This window comes from Lysobacter enzymogenes (genome assembly GCF_017168095.1).
GTDB classification, from domain to species: Bacteria; Pseudomonadota; Gammaproteobacteria; order Xanthomonadales; family Xanthomonadaceae; genus Lysobacter; species Lysobacter enzymogenes_D.
This window is the reverse complement of the sequence record NZ_LXSD01000302.1, coordinates 1-14,826: the sequence shown is the minus strand read 5'-3', so window position 1 is coordinate 14,826 and position 14,826 is coordinate 1. Positions and strand designations below refer to the sequence as shown.

At 69.3% G+C, this 14,826-nt stretch carries 9 protein-coding genes and 1 pseudogene; 6 read left to right on the top strand and 4 right to left on the bottom strand.

Annotated elements, in window-relative coordinates; genetic code table 11:
* Positions 1-5: 5 nt before the first annotated feature.
* On the bottom strand, positions 6-785 hold the full coding sequence (locus A7A76_RS10070) for an NAD kinase (RefSeq protein ID WP_206411082.1): 780 nt from the start codon (positions 783-785) through the stop codon (positions 6-8).
* Between A7A76_RS10070 and A7A76_RS26450 the strand changes: the two genes are divergently transcribed.
* Positions 702-1,295, top strand: coding sequence for a DUF6053 domain-containing protein (locus A7A76_RS26450; RefSeq protein WP_428995120.1), 594 nt, complete (start codon positions 702-704; stop codon positions 1,293-1,295). The genes A7A76_RS10070 and A7A76_RS26450 overlap by 84 nt on opposite strands.
* On the opposite strand, the gene A7A76_RS10065 is transcribed toward A7A76_RS26450, so the two are convergent.
* The 3 genes from A7A76_RS10065 to A7A76_RS10055 all read right to left on the bottom strand — a co-directional run bounded on the left by A7A76_RS10065 (position 1,192) and on the right by A7A76_RS10055 (position 7,710).
* Positions 1,192-6,282, bottom strand: coding sequence for an NAD-glutamate dehydrogenase domain-containing protein (locus A7A76_RS10065; protein ID WP_206411081.1), 5,091 nt, complete (start codon positions 6,280-6,282; stop codon positions 1,192-1,194). The two genes, A7A76_RS26450 and A7A76_RS10065, sit on opposite strands and share 104 nt — an antisense overlap.
* A gap of 61 nt (positions 6,283-6,343) precedes the next feature.
* On the bottom strand, positions 6,344-6,538 hold the full coding sequence (locus A7A76_RS10060; RefSeq protein ID WP_206411080.1) for a hypothetical protein: 195 nt from the start codon (positions 6,536-6,538) through the stop codon (positions 6,344-6,346).
* An 11-nt stretch (positions 6,539-6,549) separates the two neighbouring features.
* Positions 6,550-7,710, bottom strand: a complete 1,161-nt coding sequence (locus tag A7A76_RS10055; protein WP_206411079.1) for an acyl-CoA dehydrogenase family protein — start codon at positions 7,708-7,710, stop codon at positions 6,550-6,552.
* A 388-nt stretch (positions 7,711-8,098) separates the two neighbouring features.
* Between A7A76_RS10055 and A7A76_RS10050 the strand changes: the two are divergent.
* The 5 genes and pseudogenes from A7A76_RS10050 to A7A76_RS10030 form a co-directional block, all read left to right on the top strand.
* Positions 8,099-9,025 (top strand): annotated as a pseudogene (locus tag A7A76_RS10050) (ArsR/SmtB family transcription factor); the annotation flags it as partial.
* Between the two features lie 52 nt (positions 9,026-9,077).
* Positions 9,078-10,193 carry a homocysteine S-methyltransferase family protein gene (locus tag A7A76_RS10045; RefSeq protein ID WP_206411077.1) on the top strand — a complete coding sequence of 372 codons (1,116 nt, stop codon included), beginning with the start codon at positions 9,078-9,080 and terminating at the stop codon, positions 10,191-10,193.
* A gap of 108 nt (positions 10,194-10,301) precedes the next feature.
* Complete coding sequence (metH, locus tag A7A76_RS10040) at positions 10,302-13,058, top strand: methionine synthase (RefSeq protein WP_206411076.1); 2,757 nt, start codon at positions 10,302-10,304, stop codon at positions 13,056-13,058.
* Between the two features lie 58 nt (positions 13,059-13,116).
* The gene (locus tag A7A76_RS10035; RefSeq protein WP_206411075.1) at positions 13,117-13,839 is read left to right on the top strand and encodes a hypothetical protein; all 723 of its coding nucleotides are present in this window, start codon (positions 13,117-13,119) and stop codon (positions 13,837-13,839) included.
* A 244-nt stretch (positions 13,840-14,083) separates the two neighbouring features.
* A partial coding sequence (locus A7A76_RS10030) for a hypothetical protein (protein WP_206411074.1) occupies positions 14,084-14,826 on the top strand: 743 nt, incomplete at its 3' end.

The window sequence follows — 14,826 nt, the reverse complement described above, 5'->3', positions numbered from 1 at the left end:
CCGCCTCAGCCGCTGGTGAACTGCTCGATCAGCATCCGCTCTTCCAGGTTGTGCTCCGGATCGAACAGCAGCGTGACGGTGCGGTCGCGCGATTCGCGGATGGTGACTTCGACCACGTCGCGCACCTCGTGCGAATCGGCGGTGGCGCTGACCGGGCGCTTGTACGGGTCGAGCACGCGGAAGCGCACTTCGGTGTCGGCCTTGAGCAGCGCGCCGCGCCAGCGCCGCGGGCGGAATGCGGCGATCGGGGTCAGCGCGATCACCGCCGAGCCCAGCGGCAGGATCGGGCCGTGCGCGGAGAAGTTGTAGGCGGTGCTGCCGGCCGGGGTCGCGACCAGCACGCCGTCGCAGATCAGCTCGTCCAGGCGGGTCTGGCCGTTGAGGTCGATGCGCAGGTGCGCGGCCTGGCGGGTCTGGCGCAGCAGCGAGACCTCGTTGTAGGCCAGCGAGCCGAAGCTGGCGCCGGATTCGGTCTGGGCGACCATCTCCAGCGGCCGCAGCACCGCTGGTTCGGCCTGGGCCAGGCGTTCGAACAGGTCGCCGGCGCCGCCGGCATGCTGGTTCATCAGGAAACCGACCGTGCCCAGCTTCATCCCGTACACGGGTTTGCCGAGCGCGCCGTGGCGGTGCAGGGTCTGCAGCATGAAGCCGTCGCCGCCGAGCGCGACCAGGACATCGGCATCGGCCGGCTCGCACTGGCCGTGACGTCCGCTGAGTTCGGCGAGCGCGCGCTGCGCTTCGTCGGTGTGGCTGGCGAGAAAGGCGATGCGGGGCGTCGCGGTCATCGGCGGCTCCGGGAGGACCGCGCCAGCATAACCCGGGCGGTGCGGGGGATTGGTGTCGGCGCGGCGCAATGCGGCGCGGCGCGGAGCCGGCTGCTTTGCGACGCAGTCGCGATTTTTCGTTCGCTGCCTGTAGGAGCGGCGCGAGCCGCGACTGCGCCAACGCAACCATTGCGAAGGTTTCGGCGCAGTTGCGTCGGCGCGGTCGCGGCTCGCGCCGCTCCTACAGGACCGACTGTGGGAGGGCCTTCAGGCCCGATGCCTTTGTTTCAGTTCGCGGCGGCTATCCGGCAGCAAGGCATCGGGCCTGAAGGCCCTCCCACAAGACAAAAAGCCCCTCGCCCGCGAGGGCGAAGGGCTTCGATCACTACCGCGAAGCCGGCGCAAGCGCCGGCTCCGCGCATCGCCGTCAACCGCGCGCGGCCAACTGCGACAGACGCTGCACCGCGACCGAGGCGGTCGGGTAGTCCAGGGTCTTCTGCGCCGCCAGTTCGGTCAGCATCGCCAGGGTGAAGCGCAGCGACTGGTCGTCGCGGCTCAGCCACTGCTTGACCTTGGCCTCGGCGTTGGCGCCCGGCATCTTCAGCACCTGGCCGACCAGGATGCGCTGCTGGGTCGCCAGTTCCTCGCGCAGCACGCCGCGCGCGACCGCGTGCCAGCGGCCGTCCACGGTCAGCGCGTCGATCTGCTCCTGCAGCCACGGCAGGCGCAGCGCCTCGCCGAGGCGGAAGTGGACCTTGGCCACGTCGACCGGCTTGAGCTTGCGCTCGCGCGCCAGCTCGATGATGTCGCAGCTCGGCTCCAGGTACGGCAGCGCGGCCAGCTGCGCGGCCAGCGCTTCGGGCACGCCCTTGGCCTTCCAGTCGGCGTAGGCGGCGTCCAGGGTCGGGCGTTCGCCGTCGCCGAGGATGCCGTGGCCGGCGCGGATGTTCTTGAAGCCGTCGTGGTAGCGCTCCACCGCCGTGGTGATGTCGGGGATCGCGCCGGGACGCGACAGCAGCCAGCGGGTGAAGGAGCGCTGCAGGTTCCAGATCACCTGCAGGGCGTCGATCTGGGTCGACTCGGCGACCTTGCCGTCGAGCGCGTCGATCTGCGCCCACAGCTCGCGCGCGTCCAGCGTCTCGCGGGTGATGGTGAAGGCCTTGGCGACCTCGCCCGGGGTGCGGCCGCTGTCTTCCTGCATGCGCAGCAGGAAGGTCGCGCCCATCCGGTTGATGGTCGAGTTGGTCACCGCGGTGGCGATGATCTCGCGCTTCAGGCGGTGGTTCTCCATCGCCTTGGCGTACTTGGCCTGCAGCGGCTGCGGGAAGTAGCGGACCAGTTCCTTGGACAGGTACGGGTCTTCCGGCACGTCCGAATCCAGCAGCTGCTGGAACGCGACCAGCTTGGAGTACGACAGCAGCACCGACAGTTCCGGACGGGTCAGGCCCTGGCCGCGGGCCTTGCGCTCGGCGATCTCGGCGTCCGACGGCAGGAACTCGATCTGGCGGTCGAGCAGGCCCTGCGATTCCAGGGTGCGGATGAAGTGCAGCTTGCTGCCCAGGCGGGTCAGGCTCATGCGCTCCATCAGGCTGATCGCCTGGTTCTGGCGGTAGTTGTCGTTGAGCACCAGCTCGGCGACTTCATCCGTCATCGAGGCCAGCAGCTTGTTGCGCTCCGGCAGGGTCAGCTTCTTCGCCTGCACCTGGCCGTTGAGCAGGATCTTGATGTTCACCTCGTGGTCGGAGGTGTCCACGCCGGCGGAGTTGTCGATGAAGTCGGTGTTGAGCAGCACGCCGTGCTGCGCCGCCTCGATGCGGCCGAGCTGGGTCAGGCCCAGGTTGCCGCCCTCGCCCACCATCTTGCAGCGCAGGTCCGCGCCGTTGACGCGCAGGGCGTTGTTGGCGCGGTCGCCGACGTCGCTGTTGGATTCGCTGCGCGACTTGACGTAGGTGCCGATGCCGCCGTTCCACAGCAGGTCGACCGGCGCCTTGAGGATCGCGCTCATCAGTTCGGCCGGGCTCAGCGCGGTGGCGTTGCCTTCGATGCCCAGCGCCGCCTTGGCCTCGGCCGACAGCGGGATCGACTTGGCCGAGCGCGGGTACACGCCGCCGCCCTTGCTGATGAGCTTCTTGTCGTAGTCCTCCCAGCTCGAGCGCGGCAGCTTGAACATGCGCTCGCGTTCCTTGAACGAGCGCGCCGCGTCCGGGTTCGGGTCGATGAAGATGTGGCGGTGGTCGAACGCGGCGACCAGGCGGATGTGCTCGCTCAGCAGCATGCCGTTGCCGAACACGTCGCCGGACATGTCGCCGATGCCGACCGTGGTGAAGTCCTGGGTCTGGCTGTCGCGGCCGAGCGCGCGGAAGTGGCGCTTGACCGATTCCCACGCGCCCTTGGCGGTGATGCCCATGCCCTTGTGGTCGTAACCGACCGAACCGCCCGAGGCGAACGCGTCGTCGAGCCAGAACTTGTGCTCGGCGGCGATGCCGTTGGCGATGTCGGAGAAGGTCGCGGTGCCCTTGTCGGCGGCCACCACCAGGTAGGGGTCGTCGTTGTCGTGGCGCACCACGTTCTGCGGCGGCACGATCTTGCCGTCGACGATGTTGTCGGTGATGTCGAGCAGGCCGTTGATGAACATCTTGTAGCAGGCGATGCCCTCGGCCAGGACCGCATCGCGGTCGCCGCCGATGGGCGGACGCTTGGCGAAGAAGCCGCCCTTGGAGCCGACCGGCACGATCACCGTGTTCTTGACCATCTGCGCCTTGACCAGGCCCAGCACTTCGGTGCGGAAGTCCTCGCGGCGGTCCGACCAGCGCAGGCCGCCGCGGGCGACCGGGCCGAAGCGCAGGTGCACGCCTTCCACGCGCGGGCCGTAGACGAAGATCTCGCGGTAGGGCTTGGGCTTGGGAAGGTCCGGCACCTGGGCCGAATCGAACTTGTAGCTGACGTAGCCGCGGTCGGAACCGTCGGCGGCGCGCTGGTAGTAGCTGGTGCGCAACGTCGCCTGGATCACGCCGATGAAGCTGCGCAGGATGCGGTCTTCGTCGAGGCTGGAAACGCGGTCGAGCAGCGACTTGAGCGCGGTCACCGCGGCCTCGGCCTGGGCCTCGCGCTTGCCGGCGCGGGCAGCGATCACCGGCTCCAGCGCGGCGCGCACGGTGTCGTCGCCGTCGTGCAGGGCTTCGAACTGGACCTTCAGGCGCTCCTGGCCGGCCTTGATCTCGGCCTTGCTCTCGCTGCCGGTGCTCGGGTCGAAGCGCGCTTCGAACAGTTCCACCAGCAGGCGCGCCAGCAGCGGATAGCGGGCGAAGGTTTCCTCGACGTAGCTCTGCGAGAACGGCACGCCGACCTGCAGCAGGTACTTGCAGTACGCGCGCAGCATCGCGACCTGGCGCCAGGACAGGCTGGCGGCCAGGATCAGGCGGTTGAAGCCGTCGTTCTCGGCGTTGCCGCGCCAGATCTGGGCGAAGGCTTCCTCGAAGTTCTCGTCCAGGCGGTCGACGTCGATGTCGTTGTTCGAGGTTTCGACCTCGAAGTCCTGGATGTACACCGGCTGGCCGTCGACGGTGAGCCGGTAGGGGTGCTCGGAGATCACCCGCAGGCCCATGTTCTCCATCATCGGCAGCGCATCCGACAGCGGGATGTCGTCGAGCTGGCGGTAGAACTTGAAGCGCAGGCCGCCCTCGCCCGGACGGGTCCGGCACAGGCTCAGGCGCAGGTCTTCGGGGCCGCTGAGCGCGGCCAGGTGAGCGATGTCTTGCGCGGCGACCGGCGCGGAGACTTCCTCGATGTAGCCGATCGGCAGCACCCGGCCGTAGCGGTTGGCCAGTTGCAGGCCCTGCTGCTCGCCGTTGTTGCGCACCAGCGCTTCGCGCAGTTCGTCCTGGCGGTTGCGCACGATCTCGGCCAGTTCGGCCTCGATCGCGGCGTTGTCGACCTGCACCGCCTCGCCCGAGGTCGGCCGCACGATCAGGTGCAGCTGGGCCAGCGGCGATTCGCCGATGTGCACGGTGGTGTCGACGTGCTCGCCGTGCAGCTTGTCCTTGAGCATCGCCTCCACGCGCAGGCGCACGTCGGTGTTGAAGCGCTCGCGCGGGATGTAGACCAGCACCGAGAAATAGCGGCCGTAGCGGTCGCGGCGCAGGAACAGCTTGCTGCGCACGCGCTCCTGCAGGCCGAGGATGCCCGAGGTGGTCTTGAGCAGCTCTTCCTCGCCGGACTGGAACAGCTCGTCGCGCGGCAGGGTTTCCAGCACGTGGCGCAGGGCCTTGCCGCTGTGGCTGTCGGCGGCCAGGCCGGACTGCTGCATCACGTAGTTATGGCGCTGGCGCACCAGCGGGATGTCCCACGGGCGGCGGTTGTAGGCGCTGGAGGTGTACAGGCCGAGGAAGCGCTTCTCCGCGGTCGGACGGCCCTGGGCGTCGAAGCTGAGCACGCCGATGTAGTCCATGTAGCCCGGGCGGTGCACGGTCGAGCGGGCGTTGGTCTTGGTCAGGATCAGCGCGTCGACCGCGCCGGACTGCGGCATGTAGTGCGCCGCCAGCGAGGTCAGCGGACGCGGCGCGCCCGAGGGCTTGCCGCGCAGCAGGCCCAGGCCGCTGTCCTTGACCGCGCGCAGCACGCCTTCGCCGCCGTGCTGGACGACTTCGTACTCGCGGTAGCCCAGGAAGGTGAAGTGGTTGTCGGCGGCCCAGTGCAGGAACGCCTGCGCCTCGCGCTTGCCGTGCTCGTCGATCGGCATCGACTGCGCCGGCAGCTCGTCGGCGACCTGGTTCATCTTGTCGCGCATCTGCGGCCAGTCGCGCACGATCGCGCGCACGTCGGCCAGCACGGTGTCCAGCGCCTGCTTGATCTGCGCCATGGCCTCCGGCGTCTGCCGGTCCAGCTCCAGGTGCATCAGCGATTCGGCCTGGCCCGCGCCGACCGCGACCAGCTTGCCGGCCTTGTCGCGCTGGAAGGCGACCACCGGGTGGCCGAGCACGTGCACGCCGACGCCGAGGTCGGCCAGGGCCATGGTCACCGAGTCGACCAGGAACGGCATGTCGTCGTTGGCGATCTGCAGCACGGTGTGCGGCGATTCCCAGCCGTGGCTCTTGAGCTGCGGGTTGAACAGGCGCACCAGCGCGTTGCCGGGCTTGCGGTCGCGGGCGAAGTCGAGGAAGTCGGCGGCCAGCGCGGCCCAGCCGTCGGCCGCGTGCTGCGGCATCTCGTCGCCGCTCATGCGCTTGTAGAACGCCTGGGCGAAGGCCTCGGCCTCGGCGTGGCGCGCCTTGGGCACGCGCTTGCGCATGGCCTCCAGCACCGGACGCAGGTCGACCGCCTGCGCGTCCACCGGCGGCGCCGACTGCGGCGCGCGGCCGGCGGGCTGGGCGGCCGGCTTCGCTGCGGGCTTCGCGGCCGGCTTCGCGGCGGATTCGGCGACCGGGGCGGTCGCCTTGGCTTGCTTGGCCGGGGCCGCCTTGGCGGCCTTGGCGGCCGGTTTGGCGGGTTCGGACTTGGAAGCTTTGGGTTTGCTGCTCATGGGAACGTTTGAGGTCCGGATGGAATGAGGCCCACGCTCGCGCGCGGGCCATAGAGAACGGTTATTGGGGCCGGTACGGCGGAATTCGCACGGCGGCAAGGGCGTCGGCGCCATAGTCGAGCGCGCCGGCGGCGCGGCCGCGCGCAGCGATGCGCGGGCCGGCGCCGGCGGCGCGGTCGAGGTGTCGTGCAGCGCTCAGGCCGTTGCCGCCGTCCTCAGGACAGGCGGTGGGCCGGGACGAGCCGAAGCGTTTCATGGCGTGGAAAGTCAGCGCAGGCCGGTTTCGTTGCGGGCGATGACCAGGCGCTGGATCTCGCTGGTGCCTTCGTAGATTTCGGTGATCTTGGCGTCGCGGAAATAGCGCTCCAGCGGCATTTCCTTGGAATAGCCCATGCCGCCGTGGATCTGCACGGCCTGGTGGGTGATCCACATCGCCGCTTCCGAGGCGGTGAGCTTGGCGATCGCCGCCTCGTTGCTGAAGCGGCCGCCGTTCTTCTCGGCCTGGCCCTTCTGCCAGGCCGCGCGCAAGGTCAGCAGCAGGGCTGCGTCGAGCTTGCACTTCATGTCGGCGATCTTGGCCTGGGTCATCTGGAAGGTGCCGATCGGCGCGCCGAAGGCCTTGCGTTCCTTGACGTAATCCAGGGTGCGCTCGTAGGCGGCGCGGGCGATGCCGATGGCCTGGCTGGCGATGCCGATGCGGCCGGCGTCGAGCACGCCCATGGCGATCTTGAAGCCGTGGCCTTCCTCGCCGAGCACGTCGGCCGGCGCCGCCACGTAGTCCTCGAACTCGATCTCGCAGGTGGCCGAGGCGCGGATGCCGAGCTTGGGCTCGGTCTTGCCGCGGTGGAAGCCGGGCTTGGCGGTGTCGATCATGAACGCGGTGATGCCGCGCGCGCCCTTGTCCGGGTCGGTCATCGCGAACAGCACGATGTACTTGGCGACCGGGCCGGAGGTGATCCAGCTCTTCTTGCCGTTGATGACGAAACTGCCGTCGGCCTGCTTGACCGCCTTGCAGCGCATCGCGGTGGCGTCGGAGCCCGACTGCGGCTCGGTCAGGGCGAAGGCGCCGATTTCGCGGCCTTCGGCGATCGCGCGCACGTACAGCTGCTTCTGTTCCTCGGTGCCGAACTTGAGGATGCCGTTGCAGAACAGCGAATTGTTGACCGAGACGATGGTCGAGTGCGCGGCGTCGCCGGCGGCGATCTCGACCATGGCCAGCACGTAGGCGACCGGGTCCATGCCGGCGCCGCCGTACTCGGCCGGCACCTCGATGCCCATCAGCCCGTTCTCGCCGAGGGTGCGGATGTTGTCCAGCGGGAATTCGCCGGTCTGGTCATGGTGCTCGGCGCTGGGAGCAATCTTCTCCTGGGCGATACGGCGCGCCACGTCCTGGATCATCAACTGCTCTTCGGTAAAGCCAAAATCCACGTCGCACCTCTGCTGGGTTGAGCGCTGCGGCCGTTCCCCCTTGCCGGCGCGCTCTTTGGCGCGTCCGTATCCCGGAACGACCGGCGCGTTGATTCCGCGTCCTGGTCCGCGATCCATTCGCCGGACCGCGGATGCGAATTGTAGCCGCGCGCGCCGCAGAACCCCACCCATGCGGCTGCCCCGATCTGGCGTCATGCCTGCCCGCGGCATCGCGCTTCAGTCGCCATTGCGGCTTGCTGCAGCGCCGCACGACTTGACCTGAGCGCACGCCGGGCACACACTTATCTCTATATCGCGATACGTTGATGAAAGCGACGGAAAGACGGAAACCGTTTACCCCTGCGCTTTCGCGACGCCGCCATTCCCCGTTCCCCTCAATCCCAATCCCATGGATCTCGAAGGCTGGTCCGCAAGACTCAAAGTATTCGCCGACGCCACCCGGGTGCGGCTGCTCGCCCTGCTCGAAGGCGAGGAGCTCACCGTGGCCGAACTGTCGGCGATCACCCGCCTGGCCCAGCCGCGCGTGTCCACCCATCTGTCCAAGCTCAAGGAAGCCGGGCTGGTGCGCGACCGCCGCGCCGGCGTGTCGGCCTATTACCGCTTCGACGAGGGCGCGCTCGACCAGGCCCAGCGCGCGCTGTGGCAGACCCTGAGCACCGGCAGCGACGACCCGCTGCTGCGCCAGGACGCCGAGCGCGTGGCCGCGGTGCTGGCGATGCGCGCCTCCGACCAGAACTGGGCCGACTCGGTCGCCGGCGACATGGAACGCCACTACTCGCCCGGCCGCACCTGGGAAGCGCTGGCGCGTTCGGCGCTGCCGCTGCTGCAGCCCGGCGACGTGCTCGACATCGCCTCCGGCGACGGCGTGCTGGCCGAACTGCTGGCGCCGCACTCGCACCGCTACATCTGCCTGGACGCCAGCACCAAGGTGGTCGCCGCCGCGTCCGAGCGCCTGCGCAAGCTGCGCAATGTCGAGGTGCGCGAGGGCGACATGCACGCGCTGCCGTTCGCGGCCGAGACCTTCGACCTGGTGGTGCTGATGCACGCGCTGACCTACGCCGAACAGCCGGCCCAGGCCGTGGCCGAGGCCGCGCGCGTGCTGCGCCCCGGCGGCCGCCTGTTGCTGACCAGCCTGGCCCGGCACGAGCACCGCGGCGCGGTCGAGGCCTTCGGCCACGTCAACCTCGGCTTCACCGAGAAAGACCTGCAGAAGTTCGCGACCAAGGCCGGCTTCGACATCGTCAGCTGCGAGACCGTGACCCGCGAGCGCCGCCCGCCGCATTTCGAAGTGATCGCGCTGATGGCGCGCAAGCCGCAGCCCGAGCCGGCCGCGGCGCGCAAGCCGGCCAAGAAGTGAGGAACCGCCGATGAAGCCCCTGCCCTGGCTCCACCCCGAACGCGCGCAGGCGCTGCTGCGCGGCCTGTCCGAGCGCATCCTGATCATCGACGGCGCGATGGGCACGATGATCCAGCAGCATTCGCTGAGCGAGGCCGACTACCGCGGCGAGCGCTTCGCCGAAGGCTACGACCGGCTGTATTCGCCGCCGGCGCGCGAGCACGACGGCGAGCACGTGCACGGCGACGGCTGCGGCTGCTCGCGCGACCAGCGCGGCAACAACGACCTGCTGACGTTGACCCGCCCCGAGATCATCGCCGGCATCCACCGCGAGTACCTGCAGGCCGGCGCCGACCTGGTCGAGACCAACACCTTCAACTCGACCACGATCTCGCTGGAGGACTACGGCCTGGAGCACCTGGCGCGCGAGCTCAACTTCGAAGGCGCCAAGCTGGCGCGCGGCGTCTGCGACGAGATCGAAGCGCTGGATCCGTCGCGCCCGCGCTTCGTCATCGGCGTGCTCGGCCCGACCAGCCGCACCGCCTCGCTGAGCCCGGACGTCAACCGCCCCGGCTACCGCGCGATCAGCTTCGACCAGTTGCGCGAGGCCTACCGCGAGGCCGCCGACGGCCTGATCGACGGCGGCGCGGACGTGTTGATGGTGGAAACCATCTTCGACACCCTCAACGCCAAGGCCGCGCTGTTCGCGCTCGAGGAAGCCTTCGACGCGCGCGGCGCGCGGCTGCCGGTGATGATCTCCGGCACCATCACCGACGCCTCCGGCCGCACCCTCTCGGGCCAGACCGCCGAAGCGTTCTGGTATTCGGTGCGGCATGTGCAGCCGACCGCGATCGGCCTGAACTGCGCGCTCGGCGCCAAGGACCTGCGCGTGCACGTCGACGTGCTGTCGCAGATCGCCGACTCGCACGTCAGCACCCATCCCAACGCCGGCCTGCCCAACGCCTTCGGCGGTTACGACGAAACCCCCGAGGACATGGCCGCGGTGCTCGGCGAATTCGCCCGCGCCGGCCTGCTCAACCTGGTCGGCGGCTGCTGCGGCACCTCGCCGGCGCATATCGCGGCGATCGCGGCGGCGGTGGCGGGGGTGGCGCCGCGGGTGCCGTTGGCGCTGCAAGCCGCAGCCTGAAGGCTGGGAGATAGCGGATAGGAGTTAGGAGATAGCAACAGCGGCTCTTCGCTATCTCCTAACTCCTATCCGCTATCTCCCNCCGCACCAGCCCCGGCACCACCCTACATGAAAGCTCTGCCCCGCCAGACCCGCCTCAGCGGCCTCGAACCGCTGCAGATCACCCCGGAAAGCAACTTCGTCAACGTCGGCGAACGCACCAACGTCACCGGCAGCGCGCAGTTCAAGAAGCTGATCCTGGAAGGCCGCCTCGATGAGGCGGTGGTGGTCGCGCGCCAGCAGGTCGAGAACGGCGCCCAGGTCATCGACGTCAACATGGACGAGGGCCTGCTCGACTCGCAGAAAGCCATGGTCGAGTTCCTCAACCTGATCGCCGCCGAGCCGGACATCGCCCGGGTGCCGGTGATGGTCGACAGTTCCAAGTGGAACGTGATCGAGGCCGGGCTCAAGTGCCTGCAGGGCAAGGGCATCGTCAACTCGATCTCGATGAAGGAAGGCGAGGCCGAATTCCTGCGCCAGGCGCGGCTGGTGCGCCGCTACGGCGCGGCGGTGGTGGTGATGGCCTTCGACGAGGTCGGCCAGGCCGACACCATCGAGCGCAAGGTCGAGATCTGCTCGCGCGCCTACAAGCTGCTGACCGAAGAGGTCGGCTTCCCGCCCGAAGACATCATCTTCGACCCCAACGTGTTCGCGGTCGCCACCGGCATCGAGGAGCACAACGACTACGCGGTCGCCTTCATCGAGGCCACCCGCGAGATCAAGCGGCGCTTCCCGTACAGCCACATCTCCGGCGGCGTGTCGAACGTGTCGTTCTCGTTCCGCGGCAACGAGCCGGTGCGCCAGGCGATCCACGTGGTGTTCCTCTACCACGCGATCCGCGCGGGCATGGACATGGGCATCGTCAACGCCGGCGCGCTGCCGCTGTACGACGATCTCGACGCCGACCTGCGCGAGCGGGTCGAGGACGTGGTGCTCAACCGCCGCAGCGACGCCACCGAGCGCCTGCTGGAGATCGCCGACCGCTTCAAGGGCAAGAAGGGCGAAAAAAAGGTCGAAGACCTGCGCTGGCGCGACAAGCCGGTGCGCGACCGCCTCAGCCACGCCCTGGTCCACGGCATCGACCAGTGGATCGAGGAAGACACCGAAGCCGCGCGCGCCGAATCCACGCGCCCGCTGGACGTGATCGAAGGCCCGCTGATGGCCGGCATGAACGTGGTCGGCGACCTGTTCGGCGCCGGCAAGATGTTCCTGCCGCAGGTGGTCAAGTCGGCGCGGGTGATGAAGAAGGCCGTGGCCTACCTGCTGCCGTACATCGAGGCCGAGAAGCTGCGCACCGGCGATGCCGGCAAGTCCAACGGCAAGATCGTCATGGCCACGGTCAAGGGCGACGTGCACGACATCGGCAAGAATATCGTCGGCGTGGTGTTGGCCTGCAACAACTTCGATGTGGTCGACCTCGGCGTGATGGTGCCCGCGCAGACCATCCTCGACCGGGCGCGCGCCGAGAACGCCGACCTGATCGGCCTGTCCGGGCTGATCACGCCGTCGCTGGAGGAGATGAGCCACGTCGCCCGCGAAATGCAGCGCCAGGGCTTCACCATGCCGCTGCTGATCGGCGGGGCGACCACCTCGCGCGCGCACACCGCGCTGAAGATCGATCCGCATTACGACGCGCCGACGATCTGGGTCAAGGACGCCTCGCGCGCGGTCGGCGTGGCCCAGTCGCTGATCTCGATCGAGCTGCGCGAGCCGTTCGTCGCCGCCAACGCCTCGGACTACGCCGAGATCCGCCAGCGCCATCGCCAGCGCGGCGACGGCAAGCGCCTGGTGTCGCTGGAAAAGGCGCGCGGCCAGCGCTTCGCCGGCAACTGGGACGAATACGTTCCGCCGATGCCGAACGCCCCGGGCGTGTACGCGTTCGACGATTACCCGCTCGACGAGCTGGTCGACTACATCGACTGGACCCCGTTCTTCAACACCTGGGAACTCGCCGGGCGCTACCCGGCGATCCTGACCGACGAGATCGTCGGCAAGCAGGCCAGCGAGCTGTACCGCGACGCGCGCGCGATGCTGAAGAAGATCGTCGCGGAGAAATGGATCGGCGCCAAGGCGGTGTTCGGCCTGTGGCCAGCGAACGCGGTCGGCGACGATGTCGACGTCGAACCGAGCCTCGCGCCCGACGCCGTCGCGCTGCCCGACAACGGCCTGGTGCAGCCGCGACGCGTCGCCGGCGGCCTGCGCGAGACGACCCGCCTGCACTTCCTGCGCCAGCAGGCCGACAAGCCCGCCGACCGCCCCGACTTCTGCCTGGCCGACTTCGTCGCGCCCAAGGACAGCGGCCGCCAGGACTGGATCGGCGCGTTCGCGGTCACCGCGGGCCTGGGCATCGAGCCGCACGTGGCGCGCTTCGAGGCCGATCACGACGACTACAACGCGATCATGCTCAAGGCCCTGGCCGACCGCTTCGCCGAGGCCCTGGCCGAGCGCCTGCACCAGCGCGTGCGCAAGGAGTTCTGGGGCTACGCCGGCGACGAGGCGCTCGACAACGAGGCGCTGATCGACGAAGGCTACCGCGGCATCCGTCCCGCGCCGGGCTATCCGGCCTGCCCCGAGCACAGCGAGAAGCGCACCCTGTTCGCCCTGCTCGACGCGCCGGCCCACTGCGGGCTGGAGCTGACCGAGAGCTTCGCCATGTACCCGGCGGCGGCGGTGTCGGGCTATTACTTCAGCCATCCCGACAGCCAGTACTTCGTGGTCGGGCGGGTGTCCAAGGAGCAGGTCGAGGACTACGCCCGGCGCAAGGGCGCCAGCGTGGCCCAGGCCGAGCGCTGGCTGGCGTCGAATCTGGATTACGATCCGGAGTGACGGGCCGCCCGCGCGGCCCGCGCCGCGCCCCCGCCCCACCCTTGCCGGAACTTCACGGATGAGCGATATCCTGCTGCCCGAAGACCTCGCCGACGCCGAGTCGTCCGATCCGCGCGGCAACCAGGCCTTCCTGGAAAAGCACGCCGCGCCGGGCCGGATCGGCCTGTGCGGCGGGCGCGACTTCATCAACAAGCTGATCCGCAAGGCGCAGTCGCCGCTGACCGAGGACGGCCACCGCAGCCTGTGGTCGCACGCCTTCGTCTTCAGCGAACGGCGCGTGGACGGCCACTGGTGGGTGATCGAGTCCGACCTGGACCTGCGCTACCGGCAGATCCGCCTGGGCGTGCAGGAGAACCGCGTCGCCCGCTACTACGACGCCGACGCCTTCCCCAACATCGCCGTGCTCGACTTCGGCCTGAGCCCGGAACAGGTGCTGCAGGTGCAGAAGGCCGGCCTGGACCTGCTGGCCGGGCTGTCGAGCTATTCGATCAGCGAACTGCTCGGCACCATGATGGCCATGCACAGCCGCCGCCTGCGCAAGCGCGGCAACCTGCTGGCCAAGGACGGCGCGCTGTTCTGCTCGGCGCTGGTGCAGCACTGCTACCTCGCCGCCGGCATCGAGTTCCTGCCCGGCGTGCCCGGCAAGAACATCGCCCCGCACGACATCGACGAATCGCCGCTGCCGCACGCCACTCATCGCATTCTTCGCGACCTGGGCGTGTCGACGGTGCGCGAGATCGGGCATTCGCTGCGCGAGCGGCTGGCGTCGTCGCTGGATTGATCTTCGCCGGGCCGATCTTCGCCTGAACTGATCCTCGCCGCGCAGCCGCCGCGCGGCGGTGCACGGAAACCGCGGTGCGTCACGCATCGGCGCGCGCGCTGCTGCGCGGCGCACGAGTGCGGCTTACAGTGGACGTCGATCTCAGTCGTGGTTGCGGCCGTTGCAGTGGCGACAGCCGCCGCGACGGCGGCGCGCCGCCGCCCTTCCCCCTGCGTTTACGCCGCGCTTCGCGACAGGAGCTTGCATGCCTTTCCAGTTGTATCGCACCGACAACCGTCCGCCCGAGACCATCGCCAACGACGGGTTCCAGGCGCGCGCGCCGATGAGCGTGGACACGGCGCGCGCGTTCGTCCAGCGCAGCCTGGTCGACGCCAATACCGATTTGAACCTGCCGGCCGCCGCGCAAGGCGGAGTCATGGCCGGCTACTTGCGCACCCATTCGAATCTGGTCGGGCTCAGTTCGCTGTACCAGGAGATCCGCCGCGAGACCAGCGCCTCGACCCTGCACGTGTCGACCTCGCCGTCCGACGGCACCGGCGGCATCCGCAGCGCTCATCTGTATCAGATCGATATGCCGGCATCGCGCCTGTATGCCTGGCAGGAGCGCGGCTCGGGCCTGAGCGCGAGGCCGACCGAGGTGTCCAGCTTCGCCGACGCGCATCCGTCCAACAACGCGTTCGGCATCCCCGCGACCCGGCCGGTGCTGCTGACCGACACCAACGATCTGCGCACGGCGACGATGTTCGCCATCTCCAGCCCGAGCGGCGACGGCGAAGTCGCGTTCCTGACCGGCATTCCGCCGCAGTGGATCAACAACAGCCGCACCCTGCCGGGCGGCGCCTGGCAGGCGATGCCGAACCAGGCGCAGGGCCAGGCCGCGCCGGTCGCGAACGCAGCGGCGCCGCTCGCCTCATCATCGACGGCGGCACCGCTGCCGCCGCGGCCCGCATCGGCCGCGACGCCCGCCTCCGCGTCCTCGACTGCGCC

Excerpts from the sequence above, each read along its gene's own strand:
- A7A76_RS10045 (WP_206411077.1), top strand. The coding sequence starts at position 9,078 with ATGAAGCCCCTGCCCTGGCTCCACCCCGAACGCGCGCAGGCGCTGCTG.
- A7A76_RS10035 (WP_206411075.1), top strand. The coding sequence starts at position 13,117 with ATGAGCGATATCCTGCTGCCCGAAGACCTCGCCGACGCCGAGTCGTCC.
- metH (WP_206411076.1), top strand. The coding sequence starts at position 10,302 with ATGAAAGCTCTGCCCCGCCAGACCCGCCTCAGCGGCCTCGAACCGCTG.
- A7A76_RS10060 (WP_206411080.1), bottom strand. The coding sequence starts at position 6,538 with ATGAAACGCTTCGGCTCGTCCCGGCCCACCGCCTGTCCTGAGGACGGC.
- A7A76_RS10065 (WP_206411081.1), bottom strand. The coding sequence starts at position 6,282 with ATGAGCAGCAAACCCAAAGCTTCCAAGTCCGAACCCGCCAAACCGGCC.
- A7A76_RS10070 (WP_206411082.1), bottom strand. The coding sequence starts at position 785 with ATGACCGCGACGCCCCGCATCGCCTTTCTCGCCAGCCACACCGACGAA.